The sequence below is a fragment of the Chryseobacterium viscerum genome (genome assembly GCF_002899945.2).
GTDB lineage: Bacteria > Bacteroidota > Bacteroidia > Flavobacteriales > Weeksellaceae > Chryseobacterium > Chryseobacterium viscerum.
In genome coordinates this window covers 25,929-41,035 of sequence record NZ_PPEG02000001.1, presented here as the reverse complement: position 1 = coordinate 41,035, position 15,107 = coordinate 25,929, and the positions used below count along the sequence as shown (strand labels likewise).

Genomic DNA, 15,107 nt, shown 5'->3' with positions numbered 1-15,107 from the left:
TAAGAGTGGTTGTAGTGAGATAAATTATGATAGATTAGGTTCTTGATTTTACAGCATCATTCGCTGATTTCATTTCCCTTGCCTTTTTCAGTTTCTGATTACCGAAATTGTAAGTAACACCGATACTTATAAGTCTTGGATAATTGAAGTTGGTTATATTGTTATAGGTTCCGTTAGGCTGTACACCTTTAACTCTGTAAAAACTTTGATTGAATAAGTCACTCACTTCAGCTACAATCGTCCAGTCACCTACAATTTTCTTCACATTGAAATCAAAGCTCTGTCTTGCCCCGATCATACCTCCTTCCATAGCGGTCTGGCTTGCAAAAAAGTAATTAACTCCTAAAAACCAGTCTTTTTTGGATGAAAGGCGGATTATATTGTTGAGGGTAGCAGACATATTATAGTTTTTAACATTAATGATATAAGGTTCTACAACTTCAGTTTCTCCCGGAACCGGCATAGATGTAGGATCTTCCCAAACCCCGCCACTGTAGGTAACATACCCTAAGTTCACAGAATAGTTGGTTGTCCATATGTCTTTGAACCATGACTTGTTCATCCCAAGAGTTAAAGCAAGCTCTCTGTTTTTTCCGTAGTTAGTTCTTATATATCTAAGGAATCTTGTGGTTTCCATGGTTGTATTTCCTTTGATATCATATATAATGTTTCCTTTAGAATCTTTTTTTGGAGCCGTTACAGTTCCTTGCAATGGAAGGAGATCTGAAGCGGCAGCATCTTCTACCATATTAAAACTCAGATTGGCATAGAATGCATTTTTGTACATATAATTGATCTCCTGATTGTAATATTTAGAAGCCAATATAAATGGATTGTTCTGCGTATAATTGGTTGGTGTAAAGTAGGTTCTGGAAGGATTCAATTCCCAAAATCTAGGTCTTCTGATTCTGCTTGAAAACGTATAACTCAAATTATGATCTGAATTGATGGCATAATTTAAATTCAGATAAGGTAACAGATTGTTGTAGTTTCTTTCAAATCCTGTTTTGTCTACAATATCACCGGTACTTCTGGTCATTTCATAGCGGGCTCCTATTTTTCCGGATAGTTTCTCAGTCAGCTTTCTTTCATAGTTCAGGTAAATTCCAAGAATATTTTCCTTATAAATGAAGTGGTTGGTCTGATTAGGATCTATCACAAATGCTCCGTTTTTCAGCTTATCCTGTCTGGTATCATTATCTGTATTGGTATGGTTGTAGCTGATTCCCATTAACCAGGTTGCTCCTTTAGCCGTTTTTTTCAGATAGTCGATGTTGGCTGCATAGTTGTTGATGATTTGTGGTACAGCCTGATGAAGCGCTGAATATTTATTAATCGTATCATTCGTTAAAGGGAAACTTTCATTGAAGCTTTCTTTGTTTCTGTTGAACCATAGATAAGAGACATTTGATGTAAGTTTGCTTCCCAGAGAGTCCGTTTTCATTTCATAATTTAAATTGAAAGAATGATTTCTTGTTTGTGCATCCTCATTATTGACAGTTCTGTTGGATAAAACTCCATCTTGCCAATTGGTGATATCCAATATAGAATTGAAGCTTTTATTATATCTCATATTATAAGAGAAACCTAAACTGTGTTTTTTATTGATCTCATAATCAACATTGAAACCTCCTCCGTAATTTTTGTTGGGATCATCATTGAAACCTGATGATTCATTTCTGAAAGTAGAATCTCCGTTAGACAATGTATATTTTTGTCTGTCGGTCCAGCTTCCCATTCTGAAATTAGAATTCCCGGACCATTTACCTTGTCTGAAATTAAAAGAAGCTCCTGCATTTGGGTTGTTGTAATAACCTTGCTCATTCTGCATCTTCAACGTCCCATTATAACCATTATTTTTGCTTTTCTTCATTACAATATTGATTACTCCTTCCTTGGATTCAACCTGGAATTCACTTCCGGGAACTGTAATGACTTCAATTTTTTGTATATCTTCTGATGGAGTCGATTTCAGCATTTCAATCAATGCCTCAGAATCCATATTGGTTTTCTTGTTGTTGATGTAGATTATCGCATCATTTTTCCCCAAAATCTTCAGCGTTTTTCCATCTATACTGGAAATCATCGGGGTTTGTTTTAAAAGATTAAAAGTGTTGGTTCCTTTAGCAATAGATGAAGATGCTACATCATATACTAAGCGGTCACCCTGTTTTTTGAAAACCTGCTTCTTGATATTAACTGCATCAATAGCATTTACTTTCAAACTGTCTTTTTTCTGCTGGGCAGTGATAAGTCCACCGAAAAATAGTGCTGCAATAAGAATTTGAGTTTTCATGATTATTATTATTTTTAGTTTAATAGCTTGTATGGTTTGTTATTTTACATTACAAAGATATATAATAAATATAGTATCATGCAATACAAAGTACTCAAAAATATTTTAAATAAAGTTTAATTAATTGATTATCAGTTATTAAAAATTTAGTTTAAAAATAATGATTGCTTGATCTTTCTGAATAATAAGACAACTTTAGCAATAAATTTGTTACACGATAGCATGAAATTAATTGAAATTTAAAAAATAGTTGATGAAAAATAAGAGAAAACATGAAGACTCATATTTTATTATTAATTTAGTAAAAACTAAAAATTATTATTATATGAAAAAATTTTACCTTTTATTTTTATTGTTTCTATTAATATTTTCATGTAAAGATGAATCTTTCTTAGAAATAGGTGACAACACATCCAATTCCCCATCTAATTATAATTTTGGGAATACTGCACAAAGAAATTTCCAGGGTGTAGTTCTTGATACAAATGGAGTTCCGGTTTCAGGAGCAACAGTTACCATTGGAACAAGTACGGTGACAACCAATCTTAGAGGTTTTTTTACATTTAAAAATGCTTCTGTAAAAGAAAACTTTGCCCACATAAAAGTGACAAAGTCCGGCTATGTAAATGCATCACGGGTTTTGGTTCCTACCAACGGAATGAATCAGGTGAATATTATGATGATTCCTGCAACAGCCACTTCTACCATTACTTCAGGCACTGCCTCTACAGTTTCATTACCAAACGGAACAAAAGTAAAATTCGATGGAAGCTTTAAAGATGCCAGCGGAAATGCTTATTCAGGAAATGTGAGCGTTGCCGTTTTTCACTTAGCACCATCCAATCAATACCTCAATGAATTAATGCCAGGATCATTTTTGGCAACCAATTTAGGAGGAAACTCCAGAGTGATGGAAACTTTTGGGATGCTGCATGTACAATTAACGGGAAGTTCCGGACAAAATCTTCAGATTGCAAACGGCCACACGGCAGAAATTACCGTTCCGGTAGATCCTGCACAAGCTTCCAATTCACCAGCTACCATTCCATTATGGTCTTATAATGAAGATACAGGAATGTGGAAGGAGGAGGGCTCTGCAACAAAGATTGGAAATACCTATGTAGGAACAGTAAGTCATTTTTCCTGGTGGAATTGTGATGCACAGTTTGAGCAGGCGACAATGAAAGTAACGGTGAAAAATGCTGCAGGACAGGTTTTACCTAATATTAAAGTAACTTTAAAGAGAAGCTCTCAGGCATATGAAACGTACGGAATGACTGACAATGCAGGAATGGTATCTGGAATTGTTCCAGCAGGTGAAGTCCTTAGCTTAAAAGTGTATGATGTCTGTAATAATGTCATTTATACCTCTAACGTCGGGCCTTTTCCGGCCGGAATCATAACGACGATCCCAGATATTACAGTAAATCCTTCTGCATCTACCAGTTATACTATTCAGGGGAATCTGAAAACTTGTGCCAATGCCATTGTTACTGATGGTTATGTAATGTTAAAGCCTGCAGTGAGTACAAACTATTTCCAATATATGTCTGTACCAGTAAACAGTACCGGAGGTTTTACATTTAATACCTATTCATGTACTGCGAATCCACAGTTTATTTATGAAGGATTTGATGCGGTGAATGTTCAGACTACCAATCAGGTTACTTTCACGGCCACATCTACTAATGTAAATTTAGGGGATATCATGGCTTGTAATTCTGTAAATGAATTTGTCAATTACAAAATTGATAATCAGCCTGTTGTTTATGTAGTAGGATCTTTCAATGCACAATGGGCAGGTCTTACTCCTACATCACCTAATATGGTGCCCAAACAATTGAGAATAAATTCAATGAATCCTGCAGGACCATTTTTCTCTATGACTCAAAATAATATGTTGGGTGTTGCAGCCAATTTTACTACAGATTATATATTTGAACTTTCAGGAGCCGTTATTACACCAAGTAATGGAAATTTGGTTATAAACATAGCCACTTTTGGAGTAGTAGGGGATTACATTGATTTTACAGTCAATGGAACTTACACCAATAATTCAGGAAGTCATACTTTCACAGCGACAGGGCATGTGAAGCGGGATATGTAATAACACTAAAAATTAAAAGGACCGAAAAGGTCCTTTTTTTATAGGGTATTTTATGATTTATTCTCTATCAAATCGGGCTAGCTTTTTGTCTACCCAAATCGTTGCAAAAGGAAAGAATGCAGATAATAATGCAAAAACAAAATCTTCATCATCCCAATTATAAATTTTTCTTGCAGGAAGGCAGAGCAAAAGATAAAGGGTGAAAAATAATCCATGTAAGCTGCCAATAACGCTGATGAAAATAATGGAATATATATTCTCATCATACCGGATCCAGATCATAGCGACACAATACAATAAAAGACATGAAATGGCTTCTGCAAGACAAATCTGTTTAAACCATTTGATGATTTTTTCCTGAGGATATTTTGAGAAAAATTGTTCGATGAAGTTCATATCTTTAGCGATGAGTTGGGCGTTGAAAGGTAAGAGTCATTCTCTCACTTCTGGTTTCTACCCTCTAATTTCTGATTTGCAAAATTACTTATAAAAATTACTACCATCCAAATATTCAAAAACTTCAGGAGGTAGCATAGGTCTCACATTTTTGTTATCTCTGATCATATTGCGGATTTCTGTCGCAGAAAGTTCTATTACCGGAGCTTTTATCAGAGAGATATTCTCATGCTGTAAATATTCGGAATCTTTCTTTTCTCCATCAAATACTCTGGGGTAAACAATAATGTGATGATTCTTGATCAGAACATCAGAATTTTTCCATTTGTGGAGGCTCTTCAGATTATCTTCTCCCATAATAAGGCTAAAAGAATAATCCGGATATTTCTCATGGAGATACGTCAGAGTATCAACGGTATAGCTAGGCTTCGGAAGTGAAAACTCCACATTGGAAGCCCTCATATTAGGATAGTTCTTTACTGCAAGCTGTACCATATCGAGCCTGTTGTGGTCATTCAGTAAAGATTTTTTGTCTTTAAAAGGATTTTGTGGGCTTACTACAAACCATAATTCCTCCATATCAGAGTTTTCCAGAATATAATTAGCCAGAATAAGGTGTCCGATATGAATAGGATTGAATGATCCGAAAAATAAACCGATTTTTTTCATTTTTTGTTAGGTAGTAGGTAGCGGGTGGGAGTACTTAGAATATAAATATTGGACTCAGGATTCTTTTTTAAGGTAATGGGGTTTGATAAAGTTCTGATTTCTATCACCTGCAACCTAAATCCTGCAACCTCCATCAATCCCTAAACTTCACATCCTTAATATTAAGATAATGAGTTACATTGCCTTTCCAGTGGTTTTCTTCCAGGGTAAACGCCAGGTCAAAGCTTTTGTTTTTAAAATCTTCAACAAATTGTCCAAGTTTGAAACCCACACATTCAATATTACGTCCTGTAGATTCCTGTTTGATATAAAATTTCAGGTGATTGTTATCTTTTCCCATTGTTTTTACATATCCTGAAAGTTTCTGATCAGTTAATGTAAAAATAGGTTTCATATTATGAGGACCGAAGGGAGCCAGTTTCCTATGGAAATTGATAAACTCTCTGTTAATTTCGTCAATTATGATTTCAGTATCAATCGTAATGGAAGGCTCTTTTTGATGTTCTTTGATTTTTTCAGAGACAATTCTCTCGAACTTTTCTTTGAAAGCTTCAAATTTATCCTTCTCCATCGAAAGGCCGGCAGCTGCATGATGTCCTCCAAATTTAAGGAAGTATTCGGAGCATATATCTAACGCTTCATGGACATCAAAATCGGAAACAGATCTTGCCGAAGCTACCATTTCTCCATTATTTCCATCTGTGAATACCAGCGTAGGTTTATAATAGGTTTCAATAAGCCGCGAAGCTACAATACCAATTACTCCTTTATTCCATTCCGGATGATACACAATAGTGGTATGTTTACTTTCCTGCTGAGATTCTATAATCTGATTCAGAGCAGAAAGAGTAGAATTCATATCCAATTCGCGCCTTTCATCATTAAGATCCATGATGTCACTTACAATCTGATTCGCATGCTTCAGATTATCAGAAACCATCAGTTCCACTGCTGCTTTACCTTGAGATATTCGTCCGGCAGCGTTGATTTTAGGAGCGATTTCAAAAACAATATTGGAAATTTCAAAATGAGAAAGCTTGTCTTCAGGAATCAGCAATCTTAATCCCAGATTTCTGGTTTTCCTAAGCGTTTTTAATCCCATCTTAGCCAATACCCTGTTTTCTCCTGTCATAGAAACAATATCTGCAGCAATTGAAATGGCCAGAAGATCTGTCAGTTCAAATAATTCTGCTTCCGGTAATTTATAAATGGTATTAAGCCCCTGGCAAAGTTTAAAGCCTACACCACATCCGGAAAGTTCCTTGAATGGATATCGGCAGTCACTTCTTTTAGGGTCAAGTACCGCTACGGCATTGGGAATTTCTTCACCCGGAAGGTGGTGGTCACAGATAATAAAATCAATATCCAGACTGCTGGCATAGCTGATCATATCGAGTGCTTTGATTCCGCAGTCCAGAGCAATAATTAATGAGAAGCCATTTTCTTTGGCAAAATCAATCCCTTCTGTGGAAATTCCATATCCTTCAGAATTTCTGTCCGGGATATAATAGTCTAAATATTTTTTCTCAACAATTTTGCTGAGATATAGGTACATCAAAGCAACCGCTGTGGTTCCGTCCACATCATAGTCACCATATACCAGTATTTTTTCACCATTTTCAATCGCAGTGGCAATACGCTCTACAGCTTTTTGCATATCTGCCATTAAAAACGGATTGTGTATATCGTTAAGGTTCGGTTTAAAAAATTCTCTGGCCTTTTGATAGTTGTCAATTCCTCTTAAAACGAGAAGTTTAGATTCAAAAGTACCAAAACCAAGTGACGAACTTAGTCCGTCCACAACTTCCTCATCGGGTTCGGGCTTATAAATCCATTTTTGACTCATTTCACAAAAATAAGGAAAAAAAACAGCATTCTGAAATGATCTCGAACTAAGTTTCAACTTAATAATTGTTAAAAAAAGGTTACCTTCGTGCTCCAAATTTTTAATAAATATGAAAAAAATTACTGTATGCCTTATGTTATTGGGGGCAATGTATTCGATCAATGCACAAAAAATCAACCTCGGAAAAGCAGCCGGAATAGTTTCAAATGGTGCAAAAGCTTTAACATTTACGAACGAAGATGCGGTTAAATTATCCAAAGAATCAGTAGACTGGATGGATAAAAATAATACCGTAGCAGGACCTAAAGATCCTTACACTGTGAGACTGAACAAACTGTTTGGAAAACACAAATCTCAGGACGGTCTGAATTTGAATTATAAGGTTTATAAAGTGAAAGATATCAATGCTTTCGCCTGTGCAGACGGAAGTGTACGTGTATTCTCTTCTCTGATGGATATTATGACAGACAACGAATTGCTGGCAGTTATCGGACACGAGATCGGACACGTTAAAAATCAGGATACAAAAGATGCAATGAAATCGGCTTATCTTAAAGCAGCAGCCTTAGATGCAGCATCATCAGCTTCTTCTGCTGTAGCTACTCTTAATGAGAGCCAGGTAGGGAAGATGGCTAATGCATTTCTAGATGCTTCACACAGTAAAAAACAGGAATCAGAAGCGGATACCTATTCATACGATTTTATGAAGGCTAATAAATATGATGTAGTAGGAGCTTATACAGCGTTCAAAAAATTGGCTTTACTTTCGGAAGGAAGTACACAAACTAATTTTGAGAAAATGTTCAATTCTCACCCGGATAGTAATAAAAGGGCAGAATCTATTAAAAAGAAAGCTGAGAAAGAAGGATTATGGAAAGATCCCGGAACAGTTTCTTTACCTACTGCAAAATTGACGAAATAATTATTTTATTTATTGTTTAAACGAAAATACCTCAAAGCATTGCTTTGAGGTATTTTTATATAGATTGAATGTGTTCAGATTAAGAATACATTTTTTCTCTTAATTCTTTCACCTTTTTATCAGCAAGATATTCGTCGTAAGTCATCTCTCTGTCGATGATTCCGTTTGGAGTCAACTCAATGATTCTGTTACAGACTGTTGAAAGCATTTCGTGGTCATGAGATGCCAATAGAAGATTTCCTTTGAAATTTGACAATGAGTTGTTCAAAGTAGTAATACTTTCAAGGTCTAAGTGGTTAGTAGGCTCATCTAATAAAAGAACGTTTGCTTTCTGAAGCATCATTCTGCTGAACATACATCTCATTTTTTCACCTCCTGAAAGTACTTTACAAGATTTTAAAGCTTCATCACCAGAGAAAAGCATTCTTCCTAAGAATCCTCTCATGAATTCTTCGTGACGCTCTTCGTCATTTTTGGTAAATTGTCTTAACCAATCAACTAAGCTAAGATCTTCCTGGAAGAAACTTGTGTTATCTAAAGGCATGTGAGATTGGTTCGTAGTAACTCCCCAAGCAACATTTCCTTTGTCTGCTTCAACATTTCCTGCCAGAATTTCAAAAAATTCTGTGATCGCCAAAGAGTTTTTAGAAAGTATAGCTACTTTATCACCCTTTTTAAGATTAAGATCGATATTTGAGAATAATAATTCCCCATCTTTTGTTTTTTCAAGACCTTTTACATCTAAAATCTGATCTCCCACTTCTCTTTCCATTTCGAAAATAATTGCAGGATACCTTCTTGAAGATGGCTTAATATCATCGATATTTAATTTATCGATCATTTTCTTTCTTGCAGTAGCCTGTTTAGCTTTTGCAACGTTAGAACTAAATCTCGCGATGAAATCCTGAAGTTCCTTCTTCTTTTCTTCCGCTTTCTTGTTAGCTTGAGCTCTTTGTCTTGTTGCTAATTGAGAAGCCTGATACCAGAAAGAGTAGTTACCTGTGTAAAGATTAAGTTTAGCATAATCTAAATCTCCAATGTGCGTACAAACCGTATCCAGGAAGTGACGGTCGTGAGATACAACGATTACTGTATTTTCATAATCAGCCAAGAAATCTTCTAACCAAGAAATGGTGTCAATATCAAGGTCATTCGTAGGTTCATCCAAGATCAATACATCAGGATTTCCGAAAAGTGCCTGAGCCAAAAGAACCTTTACTTTGTCCTTATTCTCCAGTTCGCTCATCATCTGATAATGCATGTCATCTTTAATTCTTACGTTTGAAAGCATCGTTTGCGCATCAGATTCAGAGTTCCATCCACCCATTTCATCATAGATTACACCTAGTTCACCCGCTTTAATTCCGTCTTCGTCAGAGAAATCTTCTTTCGCATAAAGCGCATCCATTTCCTCTTTTATCTCGAATAATTTTTTGTTTCCTCTTAAAACTGCTTCAAGAACAGTATACTGATCAAAAGCAAAGTGATCCTGCTCCAAAACTGACATTCTTTTCCCTGGCTCCAGAGATACATTTCCTGTTGTTGGATCCTGCTTTCCTGTTAATATTTTAAGGAATGTAGACTTTCCCGCACCGTTTGCTCCGATGATCCCGTAGCAGTTTCCTTTGGTAAACATAATATTTACCTCGTCAAAAAGTACTCTTTTCCCGAATTGTAAAGATAAGTTAGATACTGTTAACATATAGTTTTGTAAATTTGGCGCAAAAATACGAAAAGAATTTGGGTATTTTGTAATAATATAATAGTCAAGTTTTTAAATGTATGGTATTTTTTATATATTTCATTAACGAAATTTTAAAATGATGAAGATTGAGAAAACAGTCAGTATATTAAATAAAAGAGCCCGCTTTGAATATGAAATTCTTGAAGAGTACGAAGCAGGAATGGTTTTGACGGGTACCGAAATAAAATCTTTACGTTCATCCAAAGCATCTATCACAGAATCGTTCTGTCAGTTTATTGATGGGGAGTTATACATCATTAACATGATGATTGACGAGTATAAATTGGGAACTTTTTACAATCATAAAACAAAAAGGGAACGGAAATTGCTCTTGCACAAAAAAGAATTGCAAAAACTTGAAAAAAAGTTAAAGGATGCTGGGAACACAATTGTACCTTTAAAATTATATATCACTGACAGGGGTAAAGCAAAGGTGCTGATAGCGCTGGGAAGAGGGAAAAAGCTTTTCGATAAAAGAGAGGCGATTAAAGATAGAGAAAACAAACGAAACCTGGACAGAATATTAAAGAAAAGTTAAAAATCATTTGAAAAACTTTGTATATAAAGAAAAATTATATTTATTTTGCATTATCAATTATTTAATCATTTAATTCTATGAAAAATCTAAAATTAGGAATTTCAGCATTGGCGCTTACTGTTGCCTCTACTGTTTTCGCACAGACTACCAACAATCCGTGGTTAATCGGAGTTGGTGCTCATGCTGAAAACCACGTAGCAGCAAGAAGTAACTTCAGTAATACGTTCTCTGCTAACAATTTGACGAAAAATATGTTCAATGTGAACAATTTTTCTATTACACCTCCATTGTCTAAGCTAACAGTTGCTAGAAACATTGGTAAAGGTTTAGTAATTGACTGGCAAACTTCTGTTGGAAATGTTGAAAACAAAAGATTCAACATGGGGAAAGAATTTTTCCTAATGACAGGTCTTGGTTTACAGGCTCACGCTGCAGGTCTTTTATGGAACGAGGAATCTTGGTTTGATCCATATTTGAGAGTAGGTGCTAACTACTTAAGACATGACTATACTGCACTTGCTTTCCCTAGAACATCTGTTGACGCTAACGGTAATCCTATCGAAAATGTAACTAACGGTAAAGATGGTAACGAGAATGGTAAAGCTAATCACTTTGCTGTAGCTACAGGTGCTGGTGCTAACTTCTGGGTAACTAAGAACTTCGGTCTTGGTGTTCAAGGAGATTACGTATCAACTCCAGGTGACCACTCTACAGTTGGTAACTTCTGGCAGGCTTCTGCTTCCATCTTATTCAGATTCGGAAACAGAGATAGAGATAAGGATGGTATCCTAGATAAAGATGACCTTTGTCCAGATACTCCAGGTTTACCAGAATTCCAAGGATGTCCTGATACTGACGGTGACGGAGTTCCAGATAAAGACGATCAATGTCCAGAAGTGGCTGGTCCAGTTGAAAACAACGGATGCCCTTGGCCAGATACTGACGGTGATGGTGTAATCGACAAAGATGACGCTTGTCCTACAGTAGCAGGTCCTGCTGAAAACAACGGTTGTCCTTGGCCAGATACAGACGGTGACGGTATCTTAGATAAAGATGATGCTTGTCCTACTGTTCCAGGTCTTCCTGAATACAACGGATGTCCTAAGCCAAAAGATCCTACTTATGTTACAGTAACTAATGAGTTGAAAGATATCTTATTTGATTTCAACAAAGCTACAATCAGACCTCAGTCTAACGAAAAATTAGATAACGCTGCTAAGATTATTAAAGATGCTCCATCTGAAAACTTCGTAGTAGTAGGTATGACAGATGCTAAAGGTGCTGCTGCTTACAACTTGAAACTTTCTAAAGAAAGAGCTGCTTCTGTAGTAGGTGCTTTAGAAGCTAGAGGTGTAAACCCTGCAACATTGAAATCTATTGGTATCGGTTCTCAGGAAGCTAAAATTCCTGCAACTGCAACTGATGCTGAAAGACAACAAGACAGAAAAGTTATCGTAAGAGCGATCTCAGGTGCTGAGTGGGATACTTACAAGAAAAATGACTTAACTGTAGCTAAACCAGCTAAAAAAGCTGTTAAGAAAGGTGCTAAAAAAGCTCCAGCTAAAAAGGCTGCTGCTAAAAAAGCTCCAGCTAAAAAGAAAAAATAATTAATTTTTCTAAATAATGAATACCTCCAATTTTTTTGGAGGTATTTTTTTTTTGTTGACTTTTGATTAATTTTGTTGGAAATTTAAAAATTAAAATGGGAAGAGCATTTGAATATAGAAAAGCTTCTAAAATGGCCAGATGGGATAAAATGGCCAAAACATTCTCTAAAATAGGAAAGGATATCGCTTTGGCTGTAAAAGCAGGCGGAACAGATCCAGAAGCTAATCCGGCACTGAGAAGATGTATCCAGAATGCCAAAGGGGCTAATATGCCTAAGGACAATGTAGAAAGAGCAATCAAGAAAGCAAGTGGTGCTGATGCTGAAAACTATGAAGAAATTACTTACGAAGGTTACGGACAGGGAGGTGTTGCTTTTTTTGTAGAATGTACTACAAACAACACAACAAGAACGGTAGCAAATGTAAGAGCCGTTTTCAATAAGTTTGATGGTAACCTTGGAAAGAATGGCGAATTGGCATTTATCTTTGACAGAAAAGGAATTTTCACCCTTGATTTGGCTCAGATCAAAATGGATTGGGATGATTTTGAAATGGAAATGATTGACGGAGGAGCAGAAGATGTTGAAAAAGACGAAGATGAAGTAATGATTACAACGGCTTTTGAAGATTTCGGTTCTTTATCTCACAAATTAGATGAGCTTGGAATTGAAGCGAAGAGCGCAGAACTTCAAAGAATTCCAAATAATACAAAAGAGGTGAATGCAGAACAGTTCAAAGCTAATATGAAAATGCTTGAGCGTTTCGAGGAGGACGATGATGTTCAAAACGTTTACCACAACATGGAAATCACAGAAGAGCTAATGGACTCTTTGTAAAAAATAATATAGCATTCATATACAGTTAATTTTCAATTAGTTTCTTTGTACAAAACTATGAAAAGAAACGTTGAATTAGTTGTTATATCGGATGTTCATTTGGGAACTTATGGATGTAAGGCTAAAGAATTGTTGAGATATCTCAATTCTATCCAGCCCAAAACTTTAGTTTTAAACGGTGATATTATTGATATCTGGCAGTTTAAAAAGTCTTACTTCCCTAAACCTCATTTGAAAGTGATCAGAAAGATTCTTTCATTGGCCACTAAGAATACAGATGTCTATTACATTACAGGCAATCATGATGAGATGTTCCGTAAGTTCACGGATTTTGAACTTGGAAAGCTTAAAGTCTGTAATAAAATCTGTCTGAATATCGATCAGAAAAAAACCTGGATTTTTCATGGTGATGTTTTCGATGCATCCGTCCAGCATTCAAAGTGGATTGCCAAACTTGGCGGAAAAGGTTATGATCTCTTAATTGTTATCAATAATGTTGTAAATTGGTTCTTAGAAAAAATGGGTAAAGAAAAATATTCATTTTCGAAAAAAATCAAGAACAATGTGAAAAAAGCAGTGAAATATATCGGAGACTTTGAGCTTACAGCTTCTGAGCTTGCTATCGACAATCAGTATGACTATGTTGTTTGCGGGCATATCCACCAACCACAGATTCGTGAGGTTGTCAACAAAAAAGGATCCTGCACTTATTTGAATTCGGGGGACTGGATTGAAAATCTGTCTGCCTTAGAATACCATGATAAAGAATGGAAAATTTTTTATTATGATGACCATAAGCACTTGCTGAAAGATGATGAAGTGGAAGAAATCCAGGAGATGGACAATTCTGCTCTTCTGAAAATTGTAACCAATTTTTCCTAAATGAAGATTTTGTATGCATTCCAGGGGACTGGGAACGGGCATGTTGCCAGAGCACAGGAAATAATTCCTCTTCTCAAAAAACACGCATCTGTTGATACATTGATCAGCGGGCACCAGTCACAATTAAAGGCTGATTTTGACATTAATTTCCAATATAAGGGTATTTCCCTTCTTTATAACAAAACAGGAGGTTTATCCTACCGAAAAACGTTTACCGAAAATAAATTTCTTGAAGCAGCCAAAATAATCAGAGAATTGGAGCTATCACAGTACGATTTAATCATTAATGATTATGAACCGTTGACAGGCTGGGCTTCCAAACTGAAAAAGCTGCCGATGATAGAGCTTAGCCATCAGGCATCAATGAGTTTTCCGGAGACCCCTAAGCCTAAGAAAAAAGATTTTCTGGGAGAGATGATCTTAAAATACTATGTTCCCAGTGAAAGGAAAATCGGATTTCATTTTGAGAACTATCATCCCCAGATCAAAAAACCTGTCATCAGAAGAAAAATCAGAAATCTTAATCCTTATAAGCAGGGATATTACCTTGTTTACCTTCCTAGTTTTGCAGATGAAAATATAATTAAGGTTTTAAGAAAAATTCCTGTTGAGTGGAAAGTATTTTCAAAATACAGCAAAGTACAGGTGAAGGTGAAAAATGTAGAAGTATTTCCTATTGATGAAAGCCAGTATCTGAAATACTTTGAAGGCTGTGAAGGAATCTTGTGTAATGCCGGTTTTGAAGCTCCTGCAGAAGCTTTGTTTATGGATAAAAAACTATTCGTGATTCCGATCCATAATCAATATGAACAGGAATGTAATGCATGTGCCCTTGACAAAATGGGAATTCCCAATTCTAAGGTTTTAAATCTTCAGGAAATTATGGAATGGGTAGCTTCCGATCATCATCTTAAGGTAGATTATCCGGATGATATTGAAGATATCCTATTGAATGAAGTTTTAATTCTTTAAAAATATATCTTCTACATCATTCATTCTCATCATCACAGATCTTGCATAAGAACAGTGCGGATACACTTTCCAGTTGTTTTCTCGGGCAAATTTTATGGCTTCCTCTACTAAATATTTTCCCATTCCTCTGCCCTCGAATTCTGGGTGTACCAATACAAAAGAAATAATAAATTTATGATCTTCAGGGAAAATGGTATAGGTAAGTCTGCCAACTTCTTTTGTATCGTTATTTAGAGTAAGAACTCCGCCGTTTCCGGATTTATTGTTTTCAAATTTCATGATTCAGAACTTT

The 15,107-nt window shown here is 35.8% G+C and carries 13 protein-coding genes; 7 read left to right on the top strand and 6 right to left on the bottom strand.

The window, feature by feature from the left end; all coding sequences use genetic code 11:
* Window positions 1-34: 34 nt before the first annotated feature.
* Entirely contained in the window at window positions 35-2,296 is a 2,262-nt protein-coding gene (locus C1634_RS00170) for an outer membrane beta-barrel family protein (protein WP_109737748.1), read from the bottom strand.
* Window positions 2,297-2,621: 325 nt separating this feature from the next.
* On the opposite strand from C1634_RS00170, the gene C1634_RS00165 reads away from it, so the two are divergent.
* Entirely contained in the window at window positions 2,622-4,403 is a 1,782-nt protein-coding gene (locus C1634_RS00165; protein WP_123921332.1) for a carboxypeptidase-like regulatory domain-containing protein, read from the top strand.
* Window positions 4,404-4,460: 57 nt separating this feature from the next.
* On the opposite strand, the gene C1634_RS00160 is transcribed toward C1634_RS00165, so the two are convergent.
* The 3 genes from C1634_RS00160 to recJ all read right to left on the bottom strand — a co-directional run bounded on the left by C1634_RS00160 (window position 4,461) and on the right by recJ (window position 7,314).
* Window positions 4,461-4,799 carry a DUF3817 domain-containing protein gene (locus C1634_RS00160; protein ID WP_103233569.1) on the bottom strand — a complete coding sequence of 113 codons (339 nt, stop codon included), beginning with the start codon at window positions 4,797-4,799 and terminating at the stop codon, window positions 4,461-4,463.
* Between the two features lie 84 nt (window positions 4,800-4,883).
* Window positions 4,884-5,468 carry a nicotinate (nicotinamide) nucleotide adenylyltransferase gene (nadD, locus tag C1634_RS00155; RefSeq protein ID WP_103233568.1) on the bottom strand — a complete coding sequence of 195 codons (585 nt, stop codon included), beginning with the start codon at window positions 5,466-5,468 and terminating at the stop codon, window positions 4,884-4,886.
* 133 nt (window positions 5,469-5,601) lie between these two features.
* The gene (gene recJ, locus C1634_RS00150) at window positions 5,602-7,314 is read right to left on the bottom strand and encodes a single-stranded-DNA-specific exonuclease RecJ (protein WP_103233571.1); all 1,713 of its coding nucleotides are present in this window, start codon (window positions 7,312-7,314) and stop codon (window positions 5,602-5,604) included.
* Window positions 7,315-7,423: 109 nt separating this feature from the next.
* On the opposite strand from recJ, the gene C1634_RS00145 reads away from it, so the two are divergent.
* Window positions 7,424-8,236 (top strand): M48 family metallopeptidase, encoded by an 813-nt coding sequence (locus C1634_RS00145; RefSeq protein ID WP_103233567.1) that lies wholly within the window; start codon window positions 7,424-7,426, stop codon window positions 8,234-8,236.
* 79 nt (window positions 8,237-8,315) lie between these two features.
* On the opposite strand, the gene C1634_RS00140 is transcribed toward C1634_RS00145, so the two are convergent.
* A complete protein-coding gene (locus C1634_RS00140) occupies window positions 8,316-9,938 on the bottom strand; it encodes an ABC-F family ATP-binding cassette domain-containing protein (RefSeq protein WP_103233566.1) in 1,623 nt (540 codons plus the stop codon).
* A gap of 121 nt (window positions 9,939-10,059) precedes the next feature.
* On the opposite strand from C1634_RS00140, the gene smpB reads away from it, so the two are divergent.
* From smpB to C1634_RS00115, 5 genes are all read left to right on the top strand, one after another.
* Window positions 10,060-10,518, top strand: a complete 459-nt coding sequence (smpB, locus tag C1634_RS00135) for an SsrA-binding protein SmpB (RefSeq protein WP_076597029.1) — start codon at window positions 10,060-10,062, stop codon at window positions 10,516-10,518.
* A gap of 77 nt (window positions 10,519-10,595) precedes the next feature.
* Complete coding sequence (locus C1634_RS00130) at window positions 10,596-12,125, top strand: OmpA family protein (protein ID WP_103233565.1); 1,530 nt, start codon at window positions 10,596-10,598, stop codon at window positions 12,123-12,125.
* Between the two features lie 95 nt (window positions 12,126-12,220).
* Window positions 12,221-12,961, top strand: a complete 741-nt coding sequence (locus C1634_RS00125; RefSeq protein ID WP_103233564.1) for a YebC/PmpR family DNA-binding transcriptional regulator — start codon at window positions 12,221-12,223, stop codon at window positions 12,959-12,961.
* Between the two features lie 57 nt (window positions 12,962-13,018).
* Complete coding sequence (locus C1634_RS00120) at window positions 13,019-13,843, top strand: UDP-2,3-diacylglucosamine diphosphatase (RefSeq protein WP_103233563.1); 825 nt, start codon at window positions 13,019-13,021, stop codon at window positions 13,841-13,843.
* A complete protein-coding gene (locus C1634_RS00115; protein ID WP_109737746.1) occupies window positions 13,844-14,815 on the top strand; it encodes a glycosyltransferase family protein in 972 nt (323 codons plus the stop codon).
* Here C1634_RS00115 and C1634_RS00110 read toward each other — a convergent pair.
* The gene (locus C1634_RS00110) at window positions 14,804-15,094 is read right to left on the bottom strand and encodes a GNAT family N-acetyltransferase (RefSeq protein WP_103233561.1); all 291 of its coding nucleotides are present in this window, start codon (window positions 15,092-15,094) and stop codon (window positions 14,804-14,806) included. The two genes, C1634_RS00115 and C1634_RS00110, sit on opposite strands and share 12 nt — an antisense overlap.
* Window positions 15,095-15,107 lie beyond the last annotated feature (13 nt).

Bases quoted from the DNA above. Each gene is read 5' to 3' on its own strand.
- nadD (WP_103233568.1), bottom strand. From the start codon at position 5,468: ATGAAAAAAATCGGTTTATTTTTCGGATCATTCAATCCTATTCATATC.
- C1634_RS00140 (WP_103233566.1), bottom strand. From the start codon at position 9,938: ATGTTAACAGTATCTAACTTATCTTTACAATTCGGGAAAAGAGTACTT.
- smpB (WP_076597029.1), top strand. From the start codon at position 10,060: ATGAAGATTGAGAAAACAGTCAGTATATTAAATAAAAGAGCCCGCTTT.
- C1634_RS00120 (WP_103233563.1), top strand. From the start codon at position 13,019: ATGAAAAGAAACGTTGAATTAGTTGTTATATCGGATGTTCATTTGGGA.
- C1634_RS00110 (WP_103233561.1), bottom strand. From the start codon at position 15,094: ATGAAATTTGAAAACAATAAATCCGGAAACGGCGGAGTTCTTACTCTA.
- C1634_RS00145 (WP_103233567.1), top strand. From the start codon at position 7,424: ATGAAAAAAATTACTGTATGCCTTATGTTATTGGGGGCAATGTATTCG.
- C1634_RS00125 (WP_103233564.1), top strand. From the start codon at position 12,221: ATGGGAAGAGCATTTGAATATAGAAAAGCTTCTAAAATGGCCAGATGG.
- recJ (WP_103233571.1), bottom strand. From the start codon at position 7,314: ATGAGTCAAAAATGGATTTATAAGCCCGAACCCGATGAGGAAGTTGTG.
- C1634_RS00160 (WP_103233569.1), bottom strand. From the start codon at position 4,799: ATGAACTTCATCGAACAATTTTTCTCAAAATATCCTCAGGAAAAAATC.
- C1634_RS00165 (WP_123921332.1), top strand. From the start codon at position 2,622: ATGAAAAAATTTTACCTTTTATTTTTATTGTTTCTATTAATATTTTCA.
- C1634_RS00170 (WP_109737748.1), bottom strand. From the start codon at position 2,296: ATGAAAACTCAAATTCTTATTGCAGCACTATTTTTCGGTGGACTTATC.
- C1634_RS00130 (WP_103233565.1), top strand. From the start codon at position 10,596: ATGAAAAATCTAAAATTAGGAATTTCAGCATTGGCGCTTACTGTTGCC.
- C1634_RS00115 (WP_109737746.1), top strand. From the start codon at position 13,844: ATGAAGATTTTGTATGCATTCCAGGGGACTGGGAACGGGCATGTTGCC.